The 19,681-nt window shown below is 60.4% G+C and carries 24 protein-coding genes; 11 read left to right on the top strand and 13 right to left on the bottom strand.

The genetic code is table 11. From position 1 onward, the window contains the following. Nucleotides 1-100 precede the first annotated feature (100 nt). The 9 genes from VMN77_00600 to VMN77_00560 all read left to right on the top strand — a co-directional run bounded on the left by VMN77_00600 (nucleotide 101) and on the right by VMN77_00560 (nucleotide 6,521). Entirely contained in the window at nucleotides 101-775 is a 675-nt protein-coding gene (locus VMN77_00600; protein HTN42277.1) for an aquaporin, read from the top strand. After that, on the top strand, nucleotides 772-1,167 hold the full coding sequence (locus VMN77_00595; GenBank protein HTN42276.1) for an arsenate reductase ArsC: 396 nt from the start codon (nucleotides 772-774) through the stop codon (nucleotides 1,165-1,167). The genes VMN77_00600 and VMN77_00595 overlap by 4 nt, the downstream gene beginning before the upstream one ends. A 19-nt stretch (nucleotides 1,168-1,186) precedes the next feature. Beyond that, the gene (gene sigZ, locus VMN77_00590) at nucleotides 1,187-1,729 is read left to right on the top strand and encodes an RNA polymerase sigma factor SigZ (protein ID HTN42275.1); all 543 of its coding nucleotides are present in this window, start codon (nucleotides 1,187-1,189) and stop codon (nucleotides 1,727-1,729) included. An 86-nt stretch (nucleotides 1,730-1,815) separates the two neighbouring features. Continuing rightward, nucleotides 1,816-2,436, top strand: a complete 621-nt coding sequence (locus VMN77_00585; GenBank protein ID HTN42274.1) for a DUF2703 domain-containing protein — start codon at nucleotides 1,816-1,818, stop codon at nucleotides 2,434-2,436. Between the two features lie 86 nt (nucleotides 2,437-2,522). Next, on the top strand, nucleotides 2,523-3,368 hold the full coding sequence (locus VMN77_00580) for a 7-cyano-7-deazaguanine synthase (GenBank protein ID HTN42273.1): 846 nt from the start codon (nucleotides 2,523-2,525) through the stop codon (nucleotides 3,366-3,368). After that, nucleotides 3,365-4,141, top strand: coding sequence for a cobalamin-binding protein (locus tag VMN77_00575; protein HTN42272.1), 777 nt, complete (start codon nucleotides 3,365-3,367; stop codon nucleotides 4,139-4,141). The genes VMN77_00580 and VMN77_00575 overlap by 4 nt, the downstream gene beginning before the upstream one ends. A 26-nt stretch (nucleotides 4,142-4,167) precedes the next feature. Continuing rightward, nucleotides 4,168-5,133, top strand: coding sequence for an ATP-binding cassette domain-containing protein (locus VMN77_00570; GenBank protein ID HTN42271.1), 966 nt, complete (start codon nucleotides 4,168-4,170; stop codon nucleotides 5,131-5,133). Next, nucleotides 5,130-5,906: an ABC transporter permease gene (locus VMN77_00565; GenBank protein HTN42270.1), complete on the top strand. Its 777-nt coding sequence runs from the start codon at nucleotides 5,130-5,132 to the stop codon at nucleotides 5,904-5,906. The genes VMN77_00570 and VMN77_00565 overlap by 4 nt, the downstream gene beginning before the upstream one ends. Before the next feature lie 237 nt (nucleotides 5,907-6,143). Next, complete coding sequence (locus VMN77_00560) at nucleotides 6,144-6,521, top strand: 4Fe-4S dicluster domain-containing protein (protein ID HTN42269.1); 378 nt, start codon at nucleotides 6,144-6,146, stop codon at nucleotides 6,519-6,521. Between the two features lie 238 nt (nucleotides 6,522-6,759). On the opposite strand, the gene VMN77_00555 is transcribed toward VMN77_00560, so the two are convergent. Further along, nucleotides 6,760-7,149 (bottom strand): CBS domain-containing protein, encoded by a 390-nt coding sequence (locus tag VMN77_00555; protein HTN42268.1) that lies wholly within the window; start codon nucleotides 7,147-7,149, stop codon nucleotides 6,760-6,762. A 105-nt stretch (nucleotides 7,150-7,254) separates the two neighbouring features. Here VMN77_00555 and VMN77_00550 point away from each other — a divergent pair, with 105 nt between their 5' ends. Next, on the top strand, nucleotides 7,255-8,112 hold the full coding sequence (locus VMN77_00550) for a transglutaminase-like domain-containing protein (GenBank protein ID HTN42267.1): 858 nt from the start codon (nucleotides 7,255-7,257) through the stop codon (nucleotides 8,110-8,112). Here VMN77_00550 and VMN77_00545 read toward each other — a convergent pair. The 12 genes from VMN77_00545 to VMN77_00490 all read right to left on the bottom strand — a co-directional run bounded on the left by VMN77_00545 (nucleotide 8,095) and on the right by VMN77_00490 (nucleotide 18,710). Further along, nucleotides 8,095-8,505: a (deoxy)nucleoside triphosphate pyrophosphohydrolase gene (locus VMN77_00545; GenBank protein ID HTN42266.1), complete on the bottom strand. Its 411-nt coding sequence runs from the start codon at nucleotides 8,503-8,505 to the stop codon at nucleotides 8,095-8,097. The two genes, VMN77_00550 and VMN77_00545, sit on opposite strands and share 18 nt — an antisense overlap. Before the next feature lie 180 nt (nucleotides 8,506-8,685). Beyond that, nucleotides 8,686-9,180 (bottom strand): peptide deformylase, encoded by a 495-nt coding sequence (gene def, locus VMN77_00540; GenBank protein HTN42265.1) that lies wholly within the window; start codon nucleotides 9,178-9,180, stop codon nucleotides 8,686-8,688. 1 nt (nucleotide 9,181) lies between these two features. Beyond that, nucleotides 9,182-9,730, bottom strand: a complete 549-nt coding sequence (locus VMN77_00535; protein ID HTN42264.1) for an ACT domain-containing protein — start codon at nucleotides 9,728-9,730, stop codon at nucleotides 9,182-9,184. A gap of 52 nt (nucleotides 9,731-9,782) precedes the next feature. After that, complete coding sequence (gene thiI / locus VMN77_00530; GenBank protein HTN42263.1) at nucleotides 9,783-10,958, bottom strand: tRNA uracil 4-sulfurtransferase ThiI; 1,176 nt, start codon at nucleotides 10,956-10,958, stop codon at nucleotides 9,783-9,785. A 157-nt stretch (nucleotides 10,959-11,115) separates the two neighbouring features. After that, nucleotides 11,116-11,433: a cupin domain-containing protein gene (locus VMN77_00525; GenBank protein ID HTN42262.1), complete on the bottom strand. Its 318-nt coding sequence runs from the start codon at nucleotides 11,431-11,433 to the stop codon at nucleotides 11,116-11,118. Between the two features lie 4 nt (nucleotides 11,434-11,437). Then, on the bottom strand, nucleotides 11,438-12,319 hold the full coding sequence (locus VMN77_00520; protein HTN42261.1) for a CoB--CoM heterodisulfide reductase iron-sulfur subunit B family protein: 882 nt from the start codon (nucleotides 12,317-12,319) through the stop codon (nucleotides 11,438-11,440). Next, complete coding sequence (locus VMN77_00515) at nucleotides 12,316-13,278, bottom strand: succinate dehydrogenase/fumarate reductase iron-sulfur subunit (GenBank protein ID HTN42260.1); 963 nt, start codon at nucleotides 13,276-13,278, stop codon at nucleotides 12,316-12,318. The genes VMN77_00520 and VMN77_00515 overlap by 4 nt, the downstream gene beginning before the upstream one ends. 608 nt (nucleotides 13,279-13,886) lie before the next feature. After that, on the bottom strand, nucleotides 13,887-14,828 hold the full coding sequence (locus tag VMN77_00510; GenBank protein HTN42259.1) for a lyase: 942 nt from the start codon (nucleotides 14,826-14,828) through the stop codon (nucleotides 13,887-13,889). 74 nt (nucleotides 14,829-14,902) lie between these two features. Continuing rightward, nucleotides 14,903-16,348: an RtcB family protein gene (locus VMN77_00505; protein HTN42258.1), complete on the bottom strand. Its 1,446-nt coding sequence runs from the start codon at nucleotides 16,346-16,348 to the stop codon at nucleotides 14,903-14,905. A 23-nt stretch (nucleotides 16,349-16,371) separates the two neighbouring features. Beyond that, nucleotides 16,372-16,806: an archease gene (locus VMN77_00500; GenBank protein ID HTN42257.1), complete on the bottom strand. Its 435-nt coding sequence runs from the start codon at nucleotides 16,804-16,806 to the stop codon at nucleotides 16,372-16,374. Further along, entirely contained in the window at nucleotides 16,803-17,930 is a 1,128-nt protein-coding gene (locus VMN77_00495) for a Xaa-Pro peptidase family protein (protein HTN42256.1), read from the bottom strand. The genes VMN77_00500 and VMN77_00495 overlap by 4 nt, the downstream gene beginning before the upstream one ends. A 54-nt stretch (nucleotides 17,931-17,984) precedes the next feature. After that, on the bottom strand, nucleotides 17,985-18,710 hold the full coding sequence (locus VMN77_00490) for a rhomboid family intramembrane serine protease (protein ID HTN42255.1): 726 nt from the start codon (nucleotides 18,708-18,710) through the stop codon (nucleotides 17,985-17,987). A gap of 112 nt (nucleotides 18,711-18,822) precedes the next feature. Between VMN77_00490 and VMN77_00485 the strand changes: the two genes are divergently transcribed. Beyond that, nucleotides 18,823-19,668, top strand: coding sequence for a patatin-like phospholipase family protein (locus tag VMN77_00485; protein ID HTN42254.1), 846 nt, complete (start codon nucleotides 18,823-18,825; stop codon nucleotides 19,666-19,668). Nucleotides 19,669-19,681: the final 13 nt, after the last annotated feature.

The following is a 19,681-nucleotide window of genomic DNA, read 5'->3' as shown; positions in this document are numbered from 1 at the left end:
GTCTTGGTAAACTTTCGATGTCGGACGCCCCGCCCCGAGTCGGGCGCCGATGTGGCGACGACTCGCCGATTCATGTTAGTCTATAACTACGGAGGTGGGAATGAATCCTTATCTGGCCGAACTTTTCGGTACCTTTGCGCTGGTTTTTTCGGGAACCGGGGCCATTGTTATTAATGACGTCACGGCCGGCTCGGTGACGCATGTCGGCGTCTCCCTGACTTTCGGACTGATCGTGACGGCCATGATTTACACATTGGGAAATGTTTCGGGGGCTCATCTTAATCCCGCCGTGACGTTTGGGTTTTGGATCTCGGGCCGTTTTACAGGTCAAAAAGTGCTGCCGTACGTGATCAGCCAATGCGCCGGGGCCTTATTGGCCAGCGGATGTCTTCGTCTTCTGTTTCCTCAACACGCAACTTTAGGCGCCACGATTCCCGCAGGCTCGACCGCCCAATCTTTTGTTCTCGAGATTATTCTATCGTTGCTGCTGATGTTCGTCATTCTCAACGTCTCGGTCGGGGCGAAGGAAACCGGCGTGATGGCCGGCGTCGCGATCGGCGCGGTCGTCGGGCTTGAAGCCTTGTTTGCCGGACCCATTACGGGTGCTTCTATGAACCCGGCCCGTTCCCTGGCGCCGGCCGTCGTATCGGGCCACCTCCAGCCCCTTTGGATCTATCTTGTCGCGCCTTTTCTTGGCGCGTATCTCGGCGTCTGGGGGTGCCGATGCGTGCAGAATAAAGAATGCTGCGTTAATTTGCAGGAGCAGTCGCCATGAAACGGCTTTTGTTCGTCTGTGTCGAGAATTCATGCCGAAGCCAGATGGCCGAGGCGTTTGCGCGCCTCCACGGCAAGGGCAATCTCGAAATTTATTCGGCCGGGTCCCGTCCGTCCGGAAAAGTGAACCCGATGGCGATCGAGTCGATGCGGGAAGTCGGCTATGATCTGTCCCGGCATGAATCGAAGTCGCTCGCCGAAATTCCGGCGGTCGAATATGATTTCGTCGCGACCATGGGCTGCGGCGATGAATGTCCTTGGGTCCGGGCCAAACAGCGCGAGGATTGGAATATTCAGGACCCCAAGGACCTACCCCCGGAACAATTCCGAAAAATTCGGAACGAAATCGAGAAGAAGGTGAAAGAGGTTTTATCCCGAATCGAGGGCGCGTAACCCGCGCGGGAGCCGCCGCATGGATATCGAAGCGCTTTGGAAAGAGTACCACGCCTCCCTCCGGCGCTTTATTCAAAACCGGGTCTCGGAAGAATCCGCCGTGGAGGATCTGCTGCAGGACGTCTTTGTAAAGGTCCATTCGAAGATCGATACGCTAAAAGAAAGCCGTCGGATCCGGAGCTGGCTTTATCAAATCGCCCGCAATACGATCATCGATTATTATCGACGCCGCAAGCCGATGGAAGAGCTTCCCGAAGGCCTTTCTCATTCCGAGAAGGACGACCGCCGGGCGTTGAAAGAGCTGGCGGGCTGCTTGCGGCCGATGATTGAAAGACTTTCCGAGCCCACCCGCGAAGCGTTGATCCTGTCCGAATTGCAAGGACTCGCACAAAAAGATATCGCCGAAAAACAGGGGATCTCGCTTCCCGGGGCGAAATCCCGCGTGCAGAGGGGACGGCGGAAACTGAAAGAATTGATGCTGGAATGCTGTCATTGCGAATTCGATCGGCGTGGCGCCGTCTACGATTATGAACGGAAAAAGGATCACTGTAAGGCCTGTTGAGATCGAGCCCTTGCATCTTTTTGAGCGCGTCTCCGTCTATTGGGGTGTCAACCGATCTGATTACCCTGACAGAAAGGAGACCCAAGATGAAAACGGCCGATAAACAAGGAGGGATTCCCTCCAAAACCCGTCGAAGGGTCGAGATCGATTTTCTCTACGTCGACCTCACCGCCTGCACGCGCTGCATCGGAACCGGCGTCAATCTGGACGAGGCCTTATCGGAAGTGTCGCGCATCCTGGAAGCCGCGGGCGTCGAGGTTTCCGTCCGGAAGACCCTGGTCGAAACGGAGGCGCAGGCGAAGGCGGTGGGCTTCTTCAGCTCTCCAACGATCCGGATCAACGGAAAGGACATCGCGCTTGAGTTTCGCGAAAGCCGCTGCGAATCCTGCGAGGCCTGCGCCGGCAACGTCCCCGTGAATTGCCGGGTCTGGGTGTTCCAGGGGAAGGAATACACGGAGGCCCCGAAGGCCATGATCGTGGACGCGATCCTTCGGGAGGTCTATCGCGACGCGTCGTCGGAAATACCGCCGGCACGACCGATGAAACGGCGGGATGTTCCCGAAAACCTACGACGCTTCTTCCGCGGCAAGGCCGCCTTAAATTCGTCCTCCTGTTGTCCGCCGACAGAGCAGGCCGGCTGTTGCGCGGAATCCGAGAAGGCGGCTTGCTGCGCGGCGTCTGATTCCAAGGGCTGCGGCTGCAAGTGAGTTGATTCATCCACTTGATTTAGAACCACTCCTCTGGTAGAGTAACAATTCCTTTTAACATTTTGTCGAACGGATCAGGATCATCCTTGGCATTGAAAAAAACCCCAAAACCGGCCGAAAAGAATCCCGGCTCGATCTGCGTCCTGGCCAGCGGCGGCTCGGATTCAAGCATCATGCTTGTTGATCTGGCCGAACACGATGCGAAAGTCATCCCGCTTTATATCCGTAACGGCCTGGTCTGGGAGAAAGCGGAACTCTATTGGCTCCGACGATTTTTAAAGGCCGTCAACCGTCCGGAAATCGCCCCGCTCCAGGTTCTGGACCTTCCGATGCAGGACGTCTACGGAGCCCACTGGAGCATGACGGGGGAGGCCGTTCCGGACCATGCTTCCGGGTGGGAACAGGTTTATCTCCCCGGCCGCAACCTGATCCTCTTGGCCAAAACGGCCGTCTACTGCGGCCTGAACGATATCGATGCGATCGCGCTGGGGCCGCTGAAGACGAACCTGTTTGCGGACAGTTCTCGCGAATTTTTTTCCGGCTTCCAGCAATTGGTCCGGCGGGCCTTGAATCGCCGGATCGAGATCCTGACGCCGTTCTCGCAGTTGAGCAAGAAGGAAGTGATGGAGCGCGGGCGCCGGCTTCCGCTGGAATTGACGTTCTCCTGTCTCAACCCGCGGGGAAAGACGCACTGCGGGGCATGCAACAAGTGCGCGGAGCGCATGGCGGCCTTCACGGATGCCGGACTGAAAGATCTGACGAGCTACCACAATCCAGAACCGGGAAATATAAAACGAGCGAAGGGAATTGCCCCAGCGAGCGGGAGGGGGAGGACTTCGACGAGCTCAGTCGAGTCGCTCCGTCCGGACTTCGGCGAGCTCAGTCGAGCCTCTACGCCGGCGGAGGGGGCGACGCAAGCCTCTAAACATTGACCGCCGCGCCTTCCCGGATCGTCTGTCTCACGGCCGAAACGGCCGAGATCCTGTACGCCTTGAGCGCGGGCGATCGGGTCGTGGGAATCAGCGGATACACCACCTGGCCCCCGGAGGCCCGGAGCAAACCGAAGGTCGGAGGCTACACTACCGTACGCCTTGACAGGGTGCTGGGGTTGAAGCCGGACCTGGTGTTGGCCTATTCGGACCTTCAGGCCGACGTCGTGCGGGATCTGATCCGGCGGGGCGTCACGGTCGTCACGTTTAACCAGAGAAGCCTGCTCGAGATCCTTCAGGCCGTTCAGATGATCGGGGCGATCATCGGGAAACCGGCCGACGCGCTCCGGCTCGTGGCCATGATGGAAGCGGCCTTCGGCCAGGTCCGTATTTCGGCCGCGGGCATTCTCCGACGGCCGCGGGTTTATTTCGAGGAATGGGACGACCCGTTGATCTCGGGCATTCGGTGGGTCGGCGAACTGATCGACCTGGCCGGCGGAAACGATATTTTTCCGGAACTCCGGGAAGGCCGGACCGCTTCGGAACGGGTCGTCCGGCCGGAAGAGGTGATCCGGAGGGATCCGGAGATCATCGTGGCCTCCTGGTGCGGAAAGAAAGTCCGGTCCGAACGCATCGCACGGCGACCGGGCTGGGACGCGATCACGGCCGTGAAGAACGGAAGGATTCACGAAATCAAGTCGGCCCATATCCTGCAGCCGGGGCTGTCCATCCTCAACGGCCTGCAACAGCTGCACAAAATAATTTCGGATGCATAGGGGGCGGCGCAAGCCCCTATAAATAAATGAAAGCAATCGAAATCCACAATCTCAAAAAGACCTTCAACGAAAAGACCGTCCTCAAGGGCCTGACCCTCGATGTGGAACCCGGGGAAGTCTTCGGCATGCTGGGTCCGAACGGGGCCGGAAAAACCACGACGATCCGAACGGTCCTCACGTTGCTGAAACCCACCGAGGGCCAAGTAAAGGTCTGGGGCTATGATGTCCAGACGCAGCCGCGGGAGGTCCGCCAGGTGCTCGGGTACGTCCCGCAGGAAAAAGCGGTGGATCGTTTTCTGACCGGACGGGAGCATTTGACCCTTGTCGCCGACCTGTATCACTTGAACAAAACGGAGGCCCGGCGGCGCATCCGGGAGGTGCTGGAGCTGGTGGATCTGACCCAGAAGGCGGACGACCTTGTGAACAACTACTCCGGCGGCATGAAGAAGAAGCTCGACATCGCCTGCGGCCTGATCCCGGCCCCCAAGGTCCTGGTTCTGGATGAACCGACCCTGGGCCTGGATGTGGAAAGCCGCATCCGGATCTGGGATTACATCCGGCGGCTTCGGCGGGCGGGACTCACGATCTTGATGACGACCAATTACCTCGATGAGGCCGATCAGCTCTGCGACCGGATCGCGATCCTGGATCGGGGACGTCTGGCGGCCCTGGGGACGCCGGAGGGGTTGAAGAAGGGTCTCGGGGGCGACCGGGTGACGATTCAGTTCGGTCCGCAACAGGACCGGCTGGAGGAACTGGCCGGAGCGCTGAGAAAAGATTTGCCCTTCGTCAACGAGATCAAGGTTTCCCCGGAAAACCATGAACTGGAGATCCGCGTCGCCTCCAACGAAGAGGCGCTCGCGCCGCTCATCCAGGCCATCCATCAGCGACGCCATCCCGTCCTCGCCATCCAGTACTCGCGTCCGACCCTGGAGGACGTCTTCATCACCTACACCGGCCACAAGATCAAGGAGGACAGCGCGCTGTCATGAAATGGATTCTTCAAGAAACGCTCGCACTGACGATGCGATCGGTCAGGCGGCTTTCCAGGGAGCGGATCAGCATGGTCTTCGGGCTGATCCAGCCGATGTTGTTCTGGCTGATCCTGTTCGGGAACCTTTTTCAGAAGACCGCACAGATCCCGGGTTTCCAGGCCCCGAACTATATCACTTTTCTGACGGCCGGTGTGGTGATCATGACGGTTCTGAACAGCGGCTTGTCCGGCGGCGTCGACCTTCTCTTCGATAAGGAAAGCGGCTTCCTGGAGCGCTTGCTCTCGGCCCCGATCAGCCGCAATTCGCTCATCTACAGCCGATTCATTTTCGTCATGGGAATCACCTCGGTCCAGATCCTGGTCATCCTCCTGGTCGCCTTCCTCGTGTTCGGGGTCTATCCCCGCAGCGGCGTGTTGGGCATGGCCTTTATCATGCTGGTGGGCCTGCTTTTCGGCCTGGGGCTGATCGCCATTTCACTCACGCTGGCCTTCGCCATCAAGGGACACGGCAATTTCTTCGCCTTGATGGGGTTTTTAACGCTGCCCCTGATCTTTCTTTCCACGGCCCTGGTTCCGAGCCACGCGATGCCCGGCTGGATGGCCTTCATCACCCAATTAAATCCGATGACCTACGCCATCGAGGCGGTCCGGGAGTTGATCCTTGGCGGATGGTTTTGGGCCGATATCCTAAAAGTCCTGGCCGTACTTCTGGTCTTCGACGCCGTCAGCATCGGGCTGAGCAGCCGCATTTTTCACCGGCAGGTCGGATAGCAGCAAACGGTTAATCTACACAAACAAACCCGTGGGGATACTGATATAGCTAGCGAGCCATCCGCCGGAGGCGGACCGCACGGGCCCCCACATAGGGAAGGGGGCGACGCGAGCCCCTATAAATATCACCAAATTTTGTATTGACTCGGTTTAAATGGGTACGCTAAAATATGCTTCCTGTAACAAACCGATTGCACGATAATATAAGTCGTCAACTACTGAGAAGGGGGAGAACCTATGTCATTACTGATTGCCGATAACTGCATCAACTGCGGCGCCTGTCTGCCCGAATGCCCCAATGAGGCGATCTATGAAAACCGGAGTGCGTCGGAAGCCAAGGAATGCAAGGTGACCGAAGGCATCGGCGTGGGAGACGGGATCTACGTGATCTCGTACGACCGTTGCACGGAATGCGTCGGCCATTTCGACGAGCCCCAGTGCGCCGCGGTCTGCCCGGTGGACGAGTGCTGCATCCCGGATCCCGCCGTGCCGGAGTCCAAGGAAGCCCTGCTCGAGAAGGCGAGGAAGATCAATCCGGGAAAAGAGATCGACCCGGCCAAGTCCTGGGGCAAAGTCCGCACGGGTCCGATGGCGGGCAAGTTCGCAGGCGCTTAAACCAACGCATCCGGAATTCGTTTCCGATCAAAAAAGAAGGCCCCGAAAAACGGGGCCTTTTCTTTTCACGCCGATCGACTTTTTCAGCCGCTTGTAGAAAAACTGTGATCTTTTCAGGCTGCTCAAAAAGCTCCAGATGCGAGGCCGCAGGGACCGAGGAGCCCGGAGCGTACTTTAGTAGGTACGTGAAGACTCCGAGGGACTGAGAACGACGCAGGTGGACTTATTCAGCAGCCTGTTAAAACGAACCCCAGTTCTTATAATACCGCAATAGGTCCCGGACCGAAATGACGCCCACGATCTTTCCGCTGTCGGTCACGGCCAGGTGCCGGATCCCCTTCTCGCTCATCAGATCGCTGGCGTCGCTGGCCGGTCGGTCGATATCGATCGTGATGATCGGAGAGCTCATGATCGTCCGGACCTGCTCCTGATTGATCTCCCGTTCCTCGGCCATGGCCTTCCGGACCAGGTCCGTCTCGCTGACGACCCCGACCAGATGCCCGTCTTCTTCCACCAACAAGGCGCCGACCTGTACCTCCCGCATGAGCCGGGCCGCCTCCAGGAGGGTCGCCCCCGTCTGAATGGTCCGCATCTTCCTGTTCATCATCACGGCCAGCGGGCGCTTCATCGTCGGGCCTCGTTACTCCTCAGATGGATATTAAAGCATCTTAATTCACCCCGGAGGAAATGTCAAGGTTGCAAGGCCCCCGCATTTTTGATATAGTGAACGACAATGAATCCGGGCTTTGATCAACAACTCAACGCCATCTTCACCCTCCTGTCGGACCGGGATGAAAAAACGGTCGACCTCGTCCGGCAGACCTTGATCGATATCGGACCCGACGTGGTCCCCTCCCTGGAGCGGGCCAAGACCGATGCCGCTCCCCACGTCCGCGGACAGATTCAGACCGTGGTGGAACAGATCCGCCAGAATGACCTGGAGGACCGTTTCCGGGAGTACGCAGGCGGCGAGGACGCCGACCTGGATCTGGAAGACGGCGCCCTCCTGATCGCGGAGTTCCGCTATCCGGGTCTCAATCGGGCCGACAGCCATCTGGAACTGGATCGGATCGCGGACGAGATATCCGGTCGCCTCCCCCGAAAGAACCGCGCCGAGGAAATCATCCAGCGGATCAACCGCCATCTTTTCACGGAGCTGGGTTTCCACGGAAACACCCAGGACTATTACAATCCCGACAACAGTTATCTCAACCGGGTTCTGGAACGTCGTACCGGGATCCCCATCAGTCTTTCCGTCGTCTACCTGCTCGTCGCAGAGCGCTTGAGTCTTCCGATCGCCGGAATCGGGTTGCCCGGCCATTTCATGTTGAAATACGAACGGGAGGACGGCGGTCTGTTTCTGGATGCCTTCCACCAGGGGCGGATATTGACGCGCGACGAATGCATCCGGTTTCTGCTGAACTCCGGGCACGACGTCCAGTCGAGTCACTTCGCTCCCGCGACCGCTCGGGACATTCTCACCCGCATGTTGCGCAACTTGGTTTACGCCTACAGCCAGCTCAAGGACAAGGAAAAAGCCCACCGCCTGACCCGTCTCCTCCATATCCTCCAATCATCCGCCCAGGGCTGAATCCGGATTCTGCAAGTCCCGGATCAGGGACCGGTTCGCCTCGGGAAATTCAAACTGCGACAATTCCGAAAGGGGGACCCATCGGTAGGCCTGATTGCCCAGCGCTCGGGGCGTCCCGCCGATGATCGTGCAACGGTAGAAGTGCAAGCGGACGGTGTAGGCCGTATAGGCATGCCGGATCACCTTGATCTCCCCGTCCACCCCCGCCGTAATGTCCAGCTCTTCCTTCAACTCGCGACGGAGGCAGTCCTCGAGAGTTTCATCCGGATGGCGCTTGCCGCCCGGAAATTCCCACAGCCCTCCGTGCGGGCTCGTCTCCAGGCGTTGCGTGATCAGGCAGCGTCCGTCCCGGATGATCACGGCCGCCGCCACCTCGATGATCTTTTCGGCCACGGTTCACTCCTTTAGCTTACATTAACGACCTTGGTAGCTTGACACCCGGCGGGTGGCCGCAGACGCGGCGCCCCACCGCGCGCAGCCGGGGTCCGGTCCCTACACCGGGCGGGGTGGCGAGCACGGTGGGGCTGTCGCAGGACAGGACCCGCCGACGGAACAGGACCAAGGTCGTTTGTATTAATACGTTTTTCGTCTAAAGAGATCGGTGCTGAGCGAGGCGATCCGGTCCAGGAACAGTAAACCGTCCAGGTGATCCACCTCGTGTTGGAGGGCCAGCGCCTCCAGGCCTTCGGCCATAAGACTCACCGGCCGTCCGAGCGGGTCCAGCCCTTCCACCCAGACCGTCTCGAACCGGCTCACGTTTCCGGTATAGTCCGGGACGCTCAAACAGCCCTCGCGGACGATCTTTCTTCCTTCCCGTCGTCGAATGACCGGGTTGATCAGGACGATCCGTCCGTGATGTTTGATCTTCGCTTTCCTCGAGACATCGCAGACGATGATCCGGCGGGCCTCGCCGATCTGGGGCGCGGCGACGGCGACGCCGGGCGAGGCCGCCAGCGTGTCGAGAAGATTTTTGATGATCCGGCCGACCCGGTCGTCCATCGTCTGAACCGCCTCGGAGCGGGTTTTCAAAATCGGATGGGGATATTGAAGGATTTTCTGGACGGCCATCTCAGAGCTGAGCCGACTCGACCGGATGGAGGGTGACGTCCACCTTCACCGCCTTCTTTAACCTCCGAAGCGCGGCCTTCAAGCCCTCGATTCGAACCTTCCCGGGGATATCGACCTCCAGGACCATGACGTAAATCGGCCGGCCGGCCGGACCGACCACGCGCGTATTCATATCGGTGATGTTGATACCGCGCGCGGCGAGAAGGTGCGTGACGCGGTAGACGATCCCGGGCCGATCGGACCCATAGACCGAAAGAATATACGGGCGTCCGCCCGGCCTCGGATCCCGGCGGGCCTCCTTCGCCGAAAGCGGCTTGACCAGGAGGGAGAGGGCGAGGGCGTCCCGGACCATTTTGAACCGGGCCTCGATGGCCCCGGCGTCCAAACGCCGGGGCAGTCGAACGATCAACATCATCGCGAACTCACCCCGGAGGAGGGTCATGCTGGTGTCTTCGATGTTGCAGCCCGTCTCGTAGAGAACGCGCGTGATTCCGGCGACGATCCCGGGCCGGTCCGGGCCGGCGGCGGTGATGATGGCGAATCGTTTCATGGGCCTCCCCGTGTTCAACGATACCGACCTCGAAAAACAGGCGCCCGGCGGCTCAGGGAAAGGTAAACTCCGTCCGTTCCGCCGTCTCCAGTCCCATCTTCACAAGATCCGGAATATTCAGTTCACGCTCCGCTTTTTCGACCTCGCCGATTCCGGCCGCGACGCTCGGGTGCGGGGGAATGAAGAGCCGGCAGCAGTCCTGATCCGGTTGAATCGAGACGGGATAGGTGCCGATGGTCTTGGCCCAATCGATGATTTCCTCTTTATCGAAACCGATCAGGGGGCGCAGGACCGGAAGTCGCGCGGCCGCTTGGATCGCGGTGAGGTTCTCCAGCGTCTGGGAGGCGACCTGCCCCAGATTTTCTCCCGTCACGATGGCCTTGGCCCTTTCCCGCCGGGCGATCTCCTCCGCGATCCGGACCATGAACCTCCGATACAAAACCACGCGGAGTGGAGGCGGCGCGCTCAACACGATCAAACGCTGGATCTCCCCGAACGCCACGGCATAGAGGCGCGACTTGTATTGATGCCGCGTCAGGTGCTGCACCAGTTCTTCCGCTTTTTCGAGCGAGGCCTTGGTCAGATAGGGGAACCCGTGGAAATGGACGAAGGCGACGCTGCAGCCCCGCTTCATCATGAAATACGAGGCCACGGGGGAATCGATCCCTCCGGAGATCAGGCTCAGCACAGGGCCGCTGACTCCCACGGGCAGCCCCCCGGGCCCGTCGTGTTTTTCATAATAAACCAGGGCCTCCTTCCGGAGCAGCTCGACATGGATCGTGAGCTCCGGGTTTTTCAGATCCACGCGCGCCCTCGATTTATTCTGAACGAATCGGCCCAGGCGTTCGTTCAATTCCACCGAGGTCAGGGGATAATTTTTATCGCTGCGCCGTGCTGAAATGCGAAAGCTTGCAAACGATTTTCCCGCAAGGGCCGCGTGCAGGAAGGTCTCCATCGCTTCCGGTTCGCGGGCCGTACGGCAGGCCGGCGAAAAGTTGGCGACGCCGAACACGCCGCGGACGCGCTCGCGCAGAACCGGCCAGGCTATTTCTTGTTCCAACTGGATCAGGATCCGTCCGTAGGGGGTCAGGACTCGAACCCCGCCGAGATCGTGCGTGGCCTTTCGAAGGTTTTCGGCCAGCCGGCGTACGAACATCGGCCGATTTCCGCCTTTGAGGGCGATCTCATGATAATGAACGACGACGCAATCGAAGCGGGGCTCGGCCATGCCGGTATCATATCATGTTGCGAAAAATCATGCACCGGTCGGATTTGGAACGATTGAACGACGCGGACCGAAAATCTTTCCAGCGAGCAAGGCGAGCGAGAGGGGGAGGCTCCATTCCGCCTGAGGCGGATGGAGGGGGCGACGCGAGCCCCTATAATCAGGGCCTGGGCGCCATGAAGACCAAAAGAACCAGACGCTCGCCCGAGCCGTTCTTAACGCCGTGGTCGACGCCCGCCGGGGCCAGTACGCCCCGCTCCCGGCCGATCTCGCGCTCTTCGGAGCCGATGCGAAACCAGCCGCGGCCCTCCAGCACGATGTAGATCTTGTCGGAGTCCTCATGCAGGTGCGGCTTCTGTTCCTGCCCGGGCTCCAGACAATACAGATCGCAAAAGAGGCGGTCGGTTTCGGCCAGGTTGTTTTTCTTGAGCTTGTCGGGGGAGAAGCTTCGGCTTTTTTGGAGATCGAAGATCTGCACGCCCCTACACCTTCAATTGAATTTTTTCGACCACCGATTTTGTCGGGATCAGATGGCGCGAAAGCCCGAGTTCTTTGGCTTTGAAACCCATGGCCAGACCGATGAGCTGCGGGAGATGGAGGATCGGGAGGGCCAGCTTCCCGCCGATCTTCTTCCCGGCCCGATCCTGATAGATATCGAGATTCATATGACAGAGCGGGCAGGGCGTGACCATCGCGTCGGCCAGCTCGTCCTTCGCTTCCTTGACATGGGCGCCCACCATGCCGATCGCAATCGGCTCCTTCTCCAGCACCAGCGGAAAACCGCAGCATTTCGTCCTTCCCTCATAATCGACCGGATGGGCGCTGAGGGCCGAGATCAGTTTTTCGAGCGAGACCGGGTTCTCCGGATCGTCGAAGCCCAGATATTTCGAGGGACGAAGGATGTAGCAGCCGTAAAACGGCGCGATCCGGAGGTTTTCCAGGGGCACGGTCACGTGGCCCCGCAGCGTGTCGAGGCCGATATCGCCGACGATGATCCAAAGGAGATGCTTCACCTCGACGCCGCCGTTGTAGCGGACGCCCTCCGGCTCGAGGAGCCCGTTGATCCGGTCGAGCAGCCCCTCCTCGGTCTTGAGCCGGTGGTTCGCCATGGCCATCACGCCCTGACAGGTGCCGCAGATCGTCATGATGTTCAGGCCGAGCGCCTCGGCTTGCGCAAAGGTGCGTGCGTTGATCGCGAGCGCGAGGTCGGGATCGGCCTCCGTGATCACGCCGGCCCCGCAGCACGCCGCGTTCAGCATCTCGACCACTTCGAGACCGAGCCGCTTCGTGACCAGCATCGTCGACTGGTAAAGCTCCGGACAGGCGCCCTTGGCCGCGCAGCCCGTGTAGAGCGCGTATTTCATGGTTTCTTTTCCCTCGCCTGCGCGCGGGCGGCGAAAACGGCCCGGACCTGTTTCATTCCCGGGATGGCCGGTTTAAGCTTGAACGGGAACGGCACCTTCCCCTTCAGAAACATCCGGATACCCAGCGGGAGGACCCGCAAGAAATCCTTGAGCCTGAACCCGATCACCTTCATCGGCATGAGCCCTTCATTCAAACGACCCTCGTGCCGTATGATGTCCACAAAACTCATGATGTGACGGGAACCCATCGTCTGCGTCAGGCCGGACTGAAGGGAGGCCCGCCGCAAAAGGATGATCGCCTCCATCGGCTTGACGTCCTTCGGACAGACCTCGACGCAGTAATTGCACCGCGTGCAGTCCCAGATCCCGCCGTCCCCCTGCAATCGGTTCAGCCGTTCCGGCACGGCCGCCTCGCGAGGATCGGCCGTGAACCGCCAGGCCTTGGCGAGCGCCGCGGGGCCGGCGAAATTTTTTTCGACTTCGTAGACGGTGCAGGCCGCGACGCAGGCCCCGCAGAGGATGCAGGCCTCGACGTTGTTGAAGGCCGCGTAGGCGTCCCGCATCCGGGCCGGATCCACCTGCTCGTGCGGCAGCGGCTCGAGCCACGGCTGGATCGAGCGGATCTTCTCCCAAAAGGGACTCATCTCGACCACGAGGTCCTTGATCAGCGGAAGGTTCTTAAGCGGGCCGATCCGGATCTCGCCGTGCCGTTCCAGCTCGGGCCGGATCTGCGTCTTGCAGGCGAGCTTCTCGCTCCCGTTGATCTCCATCGCGCAGGAGCCGCAGATCGCGCTGCGACAGGCGTAGCGGAACGTCAGCGTGCCGTCGGTCTCGTTCTTCAGGCGCATCAGCGCCTCGAGCACCGTCGTGCCGTGACCGACGTCGATCCGGTACGGCTCCTCGTACGGCTTCGGGTCCCGTTCCGGATTGTATTTCTGTATGTGAAACGTGACGCGCATGGAATGATTCCGGAGGATAATGGAGTCGTATTCTACCAGAGCGGGAAGCGGTGTGCAATGTGCAAATGGGATTTCTTGAATATCGCCCGCGCACGGGGCCGGAGGGGTGTGACTTACTTGGAATATTCGAAAGTCTTGATTTAAGACTTGGCTTCAATCGTTTCTATTATTGGCATTGGCACCCAATTCCATTGATTATTTTCTGATGGAATCTATCATATCAGGTATTTTTTCAAAACAACCAGACCTCCTGCGAAAAACAAGAAATGTAAGAAATAGGGAGGATTACAATATCCCTTTTCTTCCCGGCGGATGCAACCGGGTGAAAGTTAGTGACGGAAGGAACGGCTCACGCTGGGGGAATATTATCGCGGATTATACCGTTTCAGGTGAGGCGGGTCAATTAAAGACGGTAGGGGTTTGACTAATCCAACCCCTACAATTACGGCCCCTATCTCCCTACATATCTAAATATTATAATGATGCAGATCGAATATATTCGTTCTTTTTGGCGGTCAATTCGGAGCGAAATGGATCATTTGGAATGTAGGGGCTGACCGATGTGTCAGCCCAAAAACCCTTGGACCATCGGAAGGGAATTTTCCAAATCATTTAAACCGGCACGGGTCGCAGATGACGGCCAGTTTGTCGTTGGCCGACTCGGCCATCCAGATTTCCTCCGGCCGACCGAGGATCTGCCGGACCGCCGCCCCGGGGGTCGGAAGCTTGAACGGCGTGAAGGCTTCCGTCTCCGGGTCAAAGCGCACGATCACGTCGCCGCCGAAATCGGAGAGCCACACCTTGTCGTTCTCATCGACATAGACCGCGTAGGCCTGGGGATCTTTACCGGGCAGTTTCCATTCCTTCCACCGCCCCGTCTTCGGATCGTAGACGGCGACCTTCCCGGCATTCCATTCGCTCACCCAGACCCGGCTTTTCGAATCGGCCCAGACCCGCCGCGCGCCCTGACCGCGCGTCGGCGGGTCGAGAACGGTCGGGCGGCCCGAGGCCGGGTCGACGCGGGCGATATGGGAGCCGGCCAGCGAGGCGTACCAGACGGCGCCGTCGGGGGCCGTCGCGATGCCGTAGGGTCCCGGCCCGCGCGGGGCGTCGAACACCGATACCTTGCCGCTCTTCGGGTCCAGCCGTCCGTAATAGCCGCTCTGGCCCGTGAACCAGAGCGTGCCGTTGTGATCGAACGCGGCGGTGTTGAGGTTGGCGTACGCTTTGATGGGAAGCGGAAAGGCGCGCACCGAATACGTCTTCGGATCGACGCGGACGATCGCGTTCCGCCCGGAGTCCGTGACCCACGGCGCGCCGTCCGGCCCGACGATGACGCCGTGCGGGGAAGACCCTCGGCCCAGCAGGATCTCCCTCGTCCTGGCGCCCTTCGGGTCGAGGCGTCCCAGCGCGCCGCGGCCCTGGGCCGTGTACCACACTGCGCCGTCGGCCGCCGGCGCGACATCATGCGGATGCGATCCGTCCGGCAGCGCAAACTCGTGAACGGCCGGTCCGGCCGCGTGCGCCGGCGGGGCGAAACCGATCAGCATTATGGCCAGCAGAAGGATCACATCGGATCCTGGTGTATCTTGGATTTAGGAAAATGCGGAATGGAAGCCCGGCCCTATCCCTTGATATTCCCGATCGGCTTGAGCCGGACGACTTTTTTCGATACCCCGACGGCATCCATCGTGTCCACGACCTCCGAGATGTTCTTGTAGGCCGCGCCGGCCTCCTCGGCCAGTCCGGACATCGAGACGGCCTTCACGAGGATCCCGTGCTGCTCCATCCGCCTCTGTAGATCGCTCCCACGGATCATCCGCTTGGCCGCGTGTCGGGACATTGTACGGCCCGAGCCGTGCATCGTCGAGCCGAAGGTCTCGGTCTCGGCCTTCCGGGTTCCGATACAAAGGTAAGACCCGGTCTCCATCGAGCCGCCCACGATCACCGGCTGCCCCCAATCGCGGTAGAGCGTCGGGACCTCGCTTCGGCCGGGTCCGAAGCAGCGCGTCGAACCCTTGCGGTGGACGAGGACCTCCGTCGGTTTTCCGTCGATCTCGTAGGTCTCGATTTTGGCCACGTTGTGCGCCACGTCGTAGATCGTTTCCAGCCCCAGCCGCTCGGCGTCCTCGTTGAAGACCTGGCTGAAAGCCTCGCGGATACGGTGCGTGATCACCTGCCGGTTGGCGAAGGCCATGTTTGCGGCGCAGTTCATCGCGCTGTAGTAGGCCTGACCCTCCGGCGACCGGAACGGCGCGCAGGCCAGTTGCCGGTCGCGCACCGTGATGCCGTATTTCTTCATGGCCGTGTCGAACACGCGGAGGTAATCCGTCCCGATCTGGTGGCCGAAGCCGCGCGAGCCGCAATGGACCATCACGACCACCTGGTTCTGCCCGAAGATCCCGAGCGCGCGGGCCAGCTTTTCGTCGAAAATATTCTCCTGCGAGGCCACCTGGATTTCCAGATAATGATTGCCCGAGCCCAGCGTCCCGATCTGGCCGATCCCCCGCTCCACGGCATGCGGACTCACATGGGAGGGATCGCCGCCCGGGAGGCATCCACCGCCCTCGACCCGATCGCGGTCCTGCGCCCAGCCGTAGCCCTTCTTGATGCACCAATTCACGCCCCGCGTCATCACCTCGGACAGCTCTTTCCTGTCGATCTTGACGAACCCTTTCGCGCCCACGCCGGCGGGCACCTTGTTGAACAAAACGTTCAGCAGGTCCCGAAGGCGCGGCTGCACATCGGCCAGCTTCAGATCGGTCCGGATCAGCCGCATCCCGCAATTGATGTCGAACCCGATCCCGCCGGGGGAGATGACGCCGTCCTTCGTCGAGAATGCGGCCACGCCGCCGATCGGAAACCCGTAGCCCCAATGGCCGTCGGGCATGCAGAGCGCGTATTTCTGGATTCCCGGAAGGCAGGCCACGTTCGTGATCTGCTCGAACACGCCCGCGTCCATCTCCTTCAACAACTTTTCGGAGGCGAATATCCGCGCCGGGACATGCATCCCTTCCTTCTCGGTCTTCGGGATTTCCCACAGATAGTCTGTAATCTTGTTGATTTGCATAGGTCGTATAGGTCTGAAAAGACCTATATGTCCACGACGACGAGGGCCTTCCAGCCCCCCGCCTCCGTCTGGGCCACCTCGAACCGGTGATAGGTCACGGCCTTTGCATCGGCGCGGAGGCCGTGGCGCTTGGGATCGATCGGCTCGCCTCCGACGCTGGCCATCAGACTCCATTCCGAATTGTGATCCAGCCGGACGGTGAATTCCTTGAACAGAAGCCCTTCCTTATCCTTCAAATAGATCAGCTCCGACAGCCAGTCATACATCAGCTGATCGAGTTGGGCATGCCGCAAGCGGATTTCTTTCCGGATCTTCGGACGCAGCCGGTGGGTGTCGGCCATTCCCTCGAAAAGGGCGAGAGCCGCCGCCTGAAACAGCTCGGCGGGGGTATCGCCCCTCGCCTCGAACGCCAGGTCGGAGATGGCTATGTCTTCCAGAAACGTATACCCTTGGGTCATACTTCCAGCACCTTCGGAAATCGCGTCAGGTTCTCGCAACCGGTTTGGGTCACCACGACCAGGTCCTCGATCCGGACCGCGCCGATCTCGGGATAATACAGCCCCGGTTCGACCGTGACGACCTCCCCGGCCTTCAGGGTCCATTCGGCCTTGCTGATCCGCGGCGGCTCATGGATGTCCAATCCGACGCCGTGTCCGGTGCCGTGGAAAAATCCCTGCATCCGGCCGTTCTTCGGGCCCGTCGGATAGCCCGACTGCTCGAAGAGCGTCATGATCCGCTGGTGGATCGCCCGGCCGTCCGCCCCGTCGCGCACCATCGCGATCCCCTCTTCCTGGCCGCGGCGCACGGTGTCGTACATCTTACGAAGCGCATCCGGGGCGCGTCCCTTCACGACGGTCCGCGTCATGTCGGCATAATACCGCGAGCGGGCCGAACGGGGAAAAACGTCCATCACGATGGATTGATTCGGCCGCAGCGGACCGGACCCTTCGTCGTGCGGATCGCATCCCTGGATCCCGCAGGCCACGATCGTGTGCTGGGCGATGCAGTCCATCTCCATCAGTTTTACATTGATGATTTTTTTGATCCCCTCGGAGGTCAGGACCCCTTCGCTTCCGTGCAATTCGTCTTTTTTGATTTTGGATTCCCGGATCACGTCGATCGCGGCCCGGACCGCCGCCTCGGTCGCCCGCTGGGTCTGCGTGATCGCCTCGATCTCATCGGACGATTTCAGCACCCGCTCTTCGAAGAAGGGATCGGGTTTGACCGTCAGGGCGTAGCCCTTTGATTGGAGCGCCTGGGCGTGTCGGAAGCCGAAATCGCCGGGAACGAGAAGCCGTTTCACCCCGCGCTCTTTTAAACAGGCGTCCACGACGTCGGTCGTCCTGGGATTGGCATGGCCCTGCTCTTTCAATCGCTGTTCGATCGCGGAATAGGACAGCACCTCGTCCACGCGCGCCTGGGCACGGGCCCGGTCGACCTCGAGATCGCTCATCACCAGGGTTTTCTGTCCGTTGGTCTGGATAAAGATGAAGGGATCGGGGGCCAGAAACTTCGTGGCATAATAAAGGTTCGAATCCAGTTCGCTGTTGGCGATCATCAGGACCGCCTGGTCGTTCGTCATCGCATCCTTCCTCCGACGGGTATTATAAACGGCCGGGAAGGGGAATGCAATCTCCTACCCTTCCGTATAAAACCGCGGGGACCGACGATTGGGCGGGTTGAAAAACCGGACGCTGCGGTGCTTGAAGAAACCGATCAGGGCCATCCCGGCCAAGAATCCGCCGATGTGCGCGAACCAGGCGACGCCCCCTCCCGCGGCGCCGACCGAGGAAGTTCCGCTGATTAGTTGAAGCACGAACCAGAACCCCAACATGATGCTCGCCGGGATATGCGCCCGCCAGAAAAAGAAGCCGAGAGGGATGAGGGTGTAGACCCGCGCGCGCGGATAGAGCAACAGATAGGCGCCCAACACGCCCGAGATGGCCCCGCTCGCGCCGATCATGGGCGAAACCGAAGCGGGATTGGAAAAGGCGTGGCTCATCGCCGCGACCACGCCGCAGATCAGATAAAAAAAGATGAACCGGACATGGCCCATCGCCTCTTCGATATTGTCTCCGAAGATCCAGAGAAATAGCATGTTCCCGATCAGGTGCAGAGGCCCGCCGTGAAGGAACATGCTGGTGATGAGGCTCAGCGAGGGTGGAAGGGCCATCACCTCTCGCGGCAGTGTTTGCTGTCCCATGATCACGGCCGGTATCGCCCCGTACAGATAGACGAACTGCTCCCCGGCCTGCGGGCCCAGGGTGAGCTGGTAGATAAAGACCACGGTGGCGGCCACAATGATCCCGATCGTCACCACGGGCGTCGTCTTGGTCGGGTTGTCGTCGCGGAGCGGAATCATCTTGATTTCTCACAGTGGATATAAATCATGCGGATAAAGTAACGGATTGAAACGGGTCCGTCAAGGGGCAGGAGCACTTGCGATTTTTTGCGGGCCGATTTAAGATAGCGCGATGGGTTTCTGGGAAAAACTACGGGTCCGTCTGGGGGGCCGGCCCAAGTTATCTCCCCGGGTCGCCCTCGTGCTCGGCGGCGGCGCGGCGCGGGGTTTCGCCCACATCGGGGTGATTCGCGTCCTGGAACAGGAAGGGATTCCGATCCACCTGGTGGTGGGCACGAGCGTGGGGAGCCTCATCGGAGCGCTTTATGCCGCGACGCCCCACAGTCCGAACCTGGAATCGATCGCCTTCCAACTGGAACGGAACGATCTCGTGGACTACGCCTTCCTCACGCTCCGGAAGGGCCTGATCGTCGGAGACCGGCTGGAACGCTTCGTCTCGCAGAAGGTGGCCGCCTCGCGGATCGAGGACCTCAAGATTCCCTTCGCGGCCGTCGCGACCGATATCCGGGCCGGCGAACGCGTCATTTTGAACCGCGGCCCCCTGGCGCCCGCGGTGCATGCCAGCTGCGCGCTGCCGGCCGTTTTCCAGCCGGTCGAGATGGACGGGAGGCTTTTGGTCGACGGCGGCGTGCTGGAATCGCTCCCGGTGCCCACCGCAAAGTTCCTGGGCGCGGACGTGACGATTGCGGTCGACGTCGGGACCCGGGTCAGGGACATCCAGGGCGCGGACATCGTGACCGTCATCATCCAGGCCCTCAGCATTTCCGGGGCCGAGATCCGGCGGCGGCACGCGCAGGAGGCCGACGTTTTGATTCACCCCGATGTGAACGGGATCGCCGCCTTTGATTTCACCCAAAAGGAACGATGCGTCGAGGCCGGGGCGGCCGCCGCCCGTGAAGCTCTGCCCCGCATCCGCGAAGTCCTGGCCGCGCACCGCATCTTCCTCCCACGATCGTAAAAAATTTAGGCCG

It is taken from the genome of Nitrospiria bacterium, assembly GCA_035498035.1.
Classification (GTDB): domain Bacteria; phylum Nitrospirota; class Nitrospiria; order JACQBZ01; family JACQBZ01; genus JACQBZ01.
Note: the sequence above shows the minus strand (reverse complement) of the source record. Positions and strands in the feature narration are given on the sequence as shown.

What these genes read in the sequence shown, in the direction of transcription:
- VMN77_00585 (HTN42274.1), top strand. Translation starts at nt 1,816, where the DNA reads ATGAAAACGGCCGATAAACAAGGAGGGATTCCCTCCAAAACCCGTCGA.
- thiI (HTN42263.1), bottom strand. Translation starts at nt 10,958, where the DNA reads ATGGCCGAGCCCCGCTTCGATTGCGTCGTCGTTCATTATCATGAGATC.
- VMN77_00560 (HTN42269.1), top strand. Translation starts at nt 6,144, where the DNA reads ATGTCATTACTGATTGCCGATAACTGCATCAACTGCGGCGCCTGTCTG.
- VMN77_00495 (HTN42256.1), bottom strand. Translation starts at nt 17,930, where the DNA reads ATGACGAACGACCAGGCGGTCCTGATGATCGCCAACAGCGAACTGGAT.
- sigZ (HTN42275.1), top strand. Translation starts at nt 1,187, where the DNA reads ATGGATATCGAAGCGCTTTGGAAAGAGTACCACGCCTCCCTCCGGCGC.
- VMN77_00595 (HTN42276.1), top strand. Translation starts at nt 772, where the DNA reads ATGAAACGGCTTTTGTTCGTCTGTGTCGAGAATTCATGCCGAAGCCAG.
- VMN77_00570 (HTN42271.1), top strand. Translation starts at nt 4,168, where the DNA reads ATGAAAGCAATCGAAATCCACAATCTCAAAAAGACCTTCAACGAAAAG.
- VMN77_00490 (HTN42255.1), bottom strand. Translation starts at nt 18,710, where the DNA reads ATGATTCCGCTCCGCGACGACAACCCGACCAAGACGACGCCCGTGGTG.
- VMN77_00500 (HTN42257.1), bottom strand. Translation starts at nt 16,806, where the DNA reads ATGACCCAAGGGTATACGTTTCTGGAAGACATAGCCATCTCCGACCTG.
- VMN77_00535 (HTN42264.1), bottom strand. Translation starts at nt 9,730, where the DNA reads ATGAAACGATTCGCCATCATCACCGCCGCCGGCCCGGACCGGCCCGGG.
- VMN77_00550 (HTN42267.1), top strand. Translation starts at nt 7,255, where the DNA reads ATGAATCCGGGCTTTGATCAACAACTCAACGCCATCTTCACCCTCCTG.
- VMN77_00520 (HTN42261.1), bottom strand. Translation starts at nt 12,319, where the DNA reads ATGAAATACGCGCTCTACACGGGCTGCGCGGCCAAGGGCGCCTGTCCG.
- VMN77_00555 (HTN42268.1), bottom strand. Translation starts at nt 7,149, where the DNA reads ATGAAGCGCCCGCTGGCCGTGATGATGAACAGGAAGATGCGGACCATT.
- VMN77_00485 (HTN42254.1), top strand. Translation starts at nt 18,823, where the DNA reads ATGGGTTTCTGGGAAAAACTACGGGTCCGTCTGGGGGGCCGGCCCAAG.
- VMN77_00565 (HTN42270.1), top strand. Translation starts at nt 5,130, where the DNA reads ATGAAATGGATTCTTCAAGAAACGCTCGCACTGACGATGCGATCGGTC.
- VMN77_00515 (HTN42260.1), bottom strand. Translation starts at nt 13,278, where the DNA reads ATGCGCGTCACGTTTCACATACAGAAATACAATCCGGAACGGGACCCG.
- VMN77_00505 (HTN42258.1), bottom strand. Translation starts at nt 16,348, where the DNA reads ATGCAAATCAACAAGATTACAGACTATCTGTGGGAAATCCCGAAGACC.
- VMN77_00510 (HTN42259.1), bottom strand. Translation starts at nt 14,828, where the DNA reads ATGCTGATCGGTTTCGCCCCGCCGGCGCACGCGGCCGGACCGGCCGTT.
- def (HTN42265.1), bottom strand. Translation starts at nt 9,180, where the DNA reads ATGGCCGTCCAGAAAATCCTTCAATATCCCCATCCGATTTTGAAAACC.
- VMN77_00600 (HTN42277.1), top strand. Translation starts at nt 101, where the DNA reads ATGAATCCTTATCTGGCCGAACTTTTCGGTACCTTTGCGCTGGTTTTT.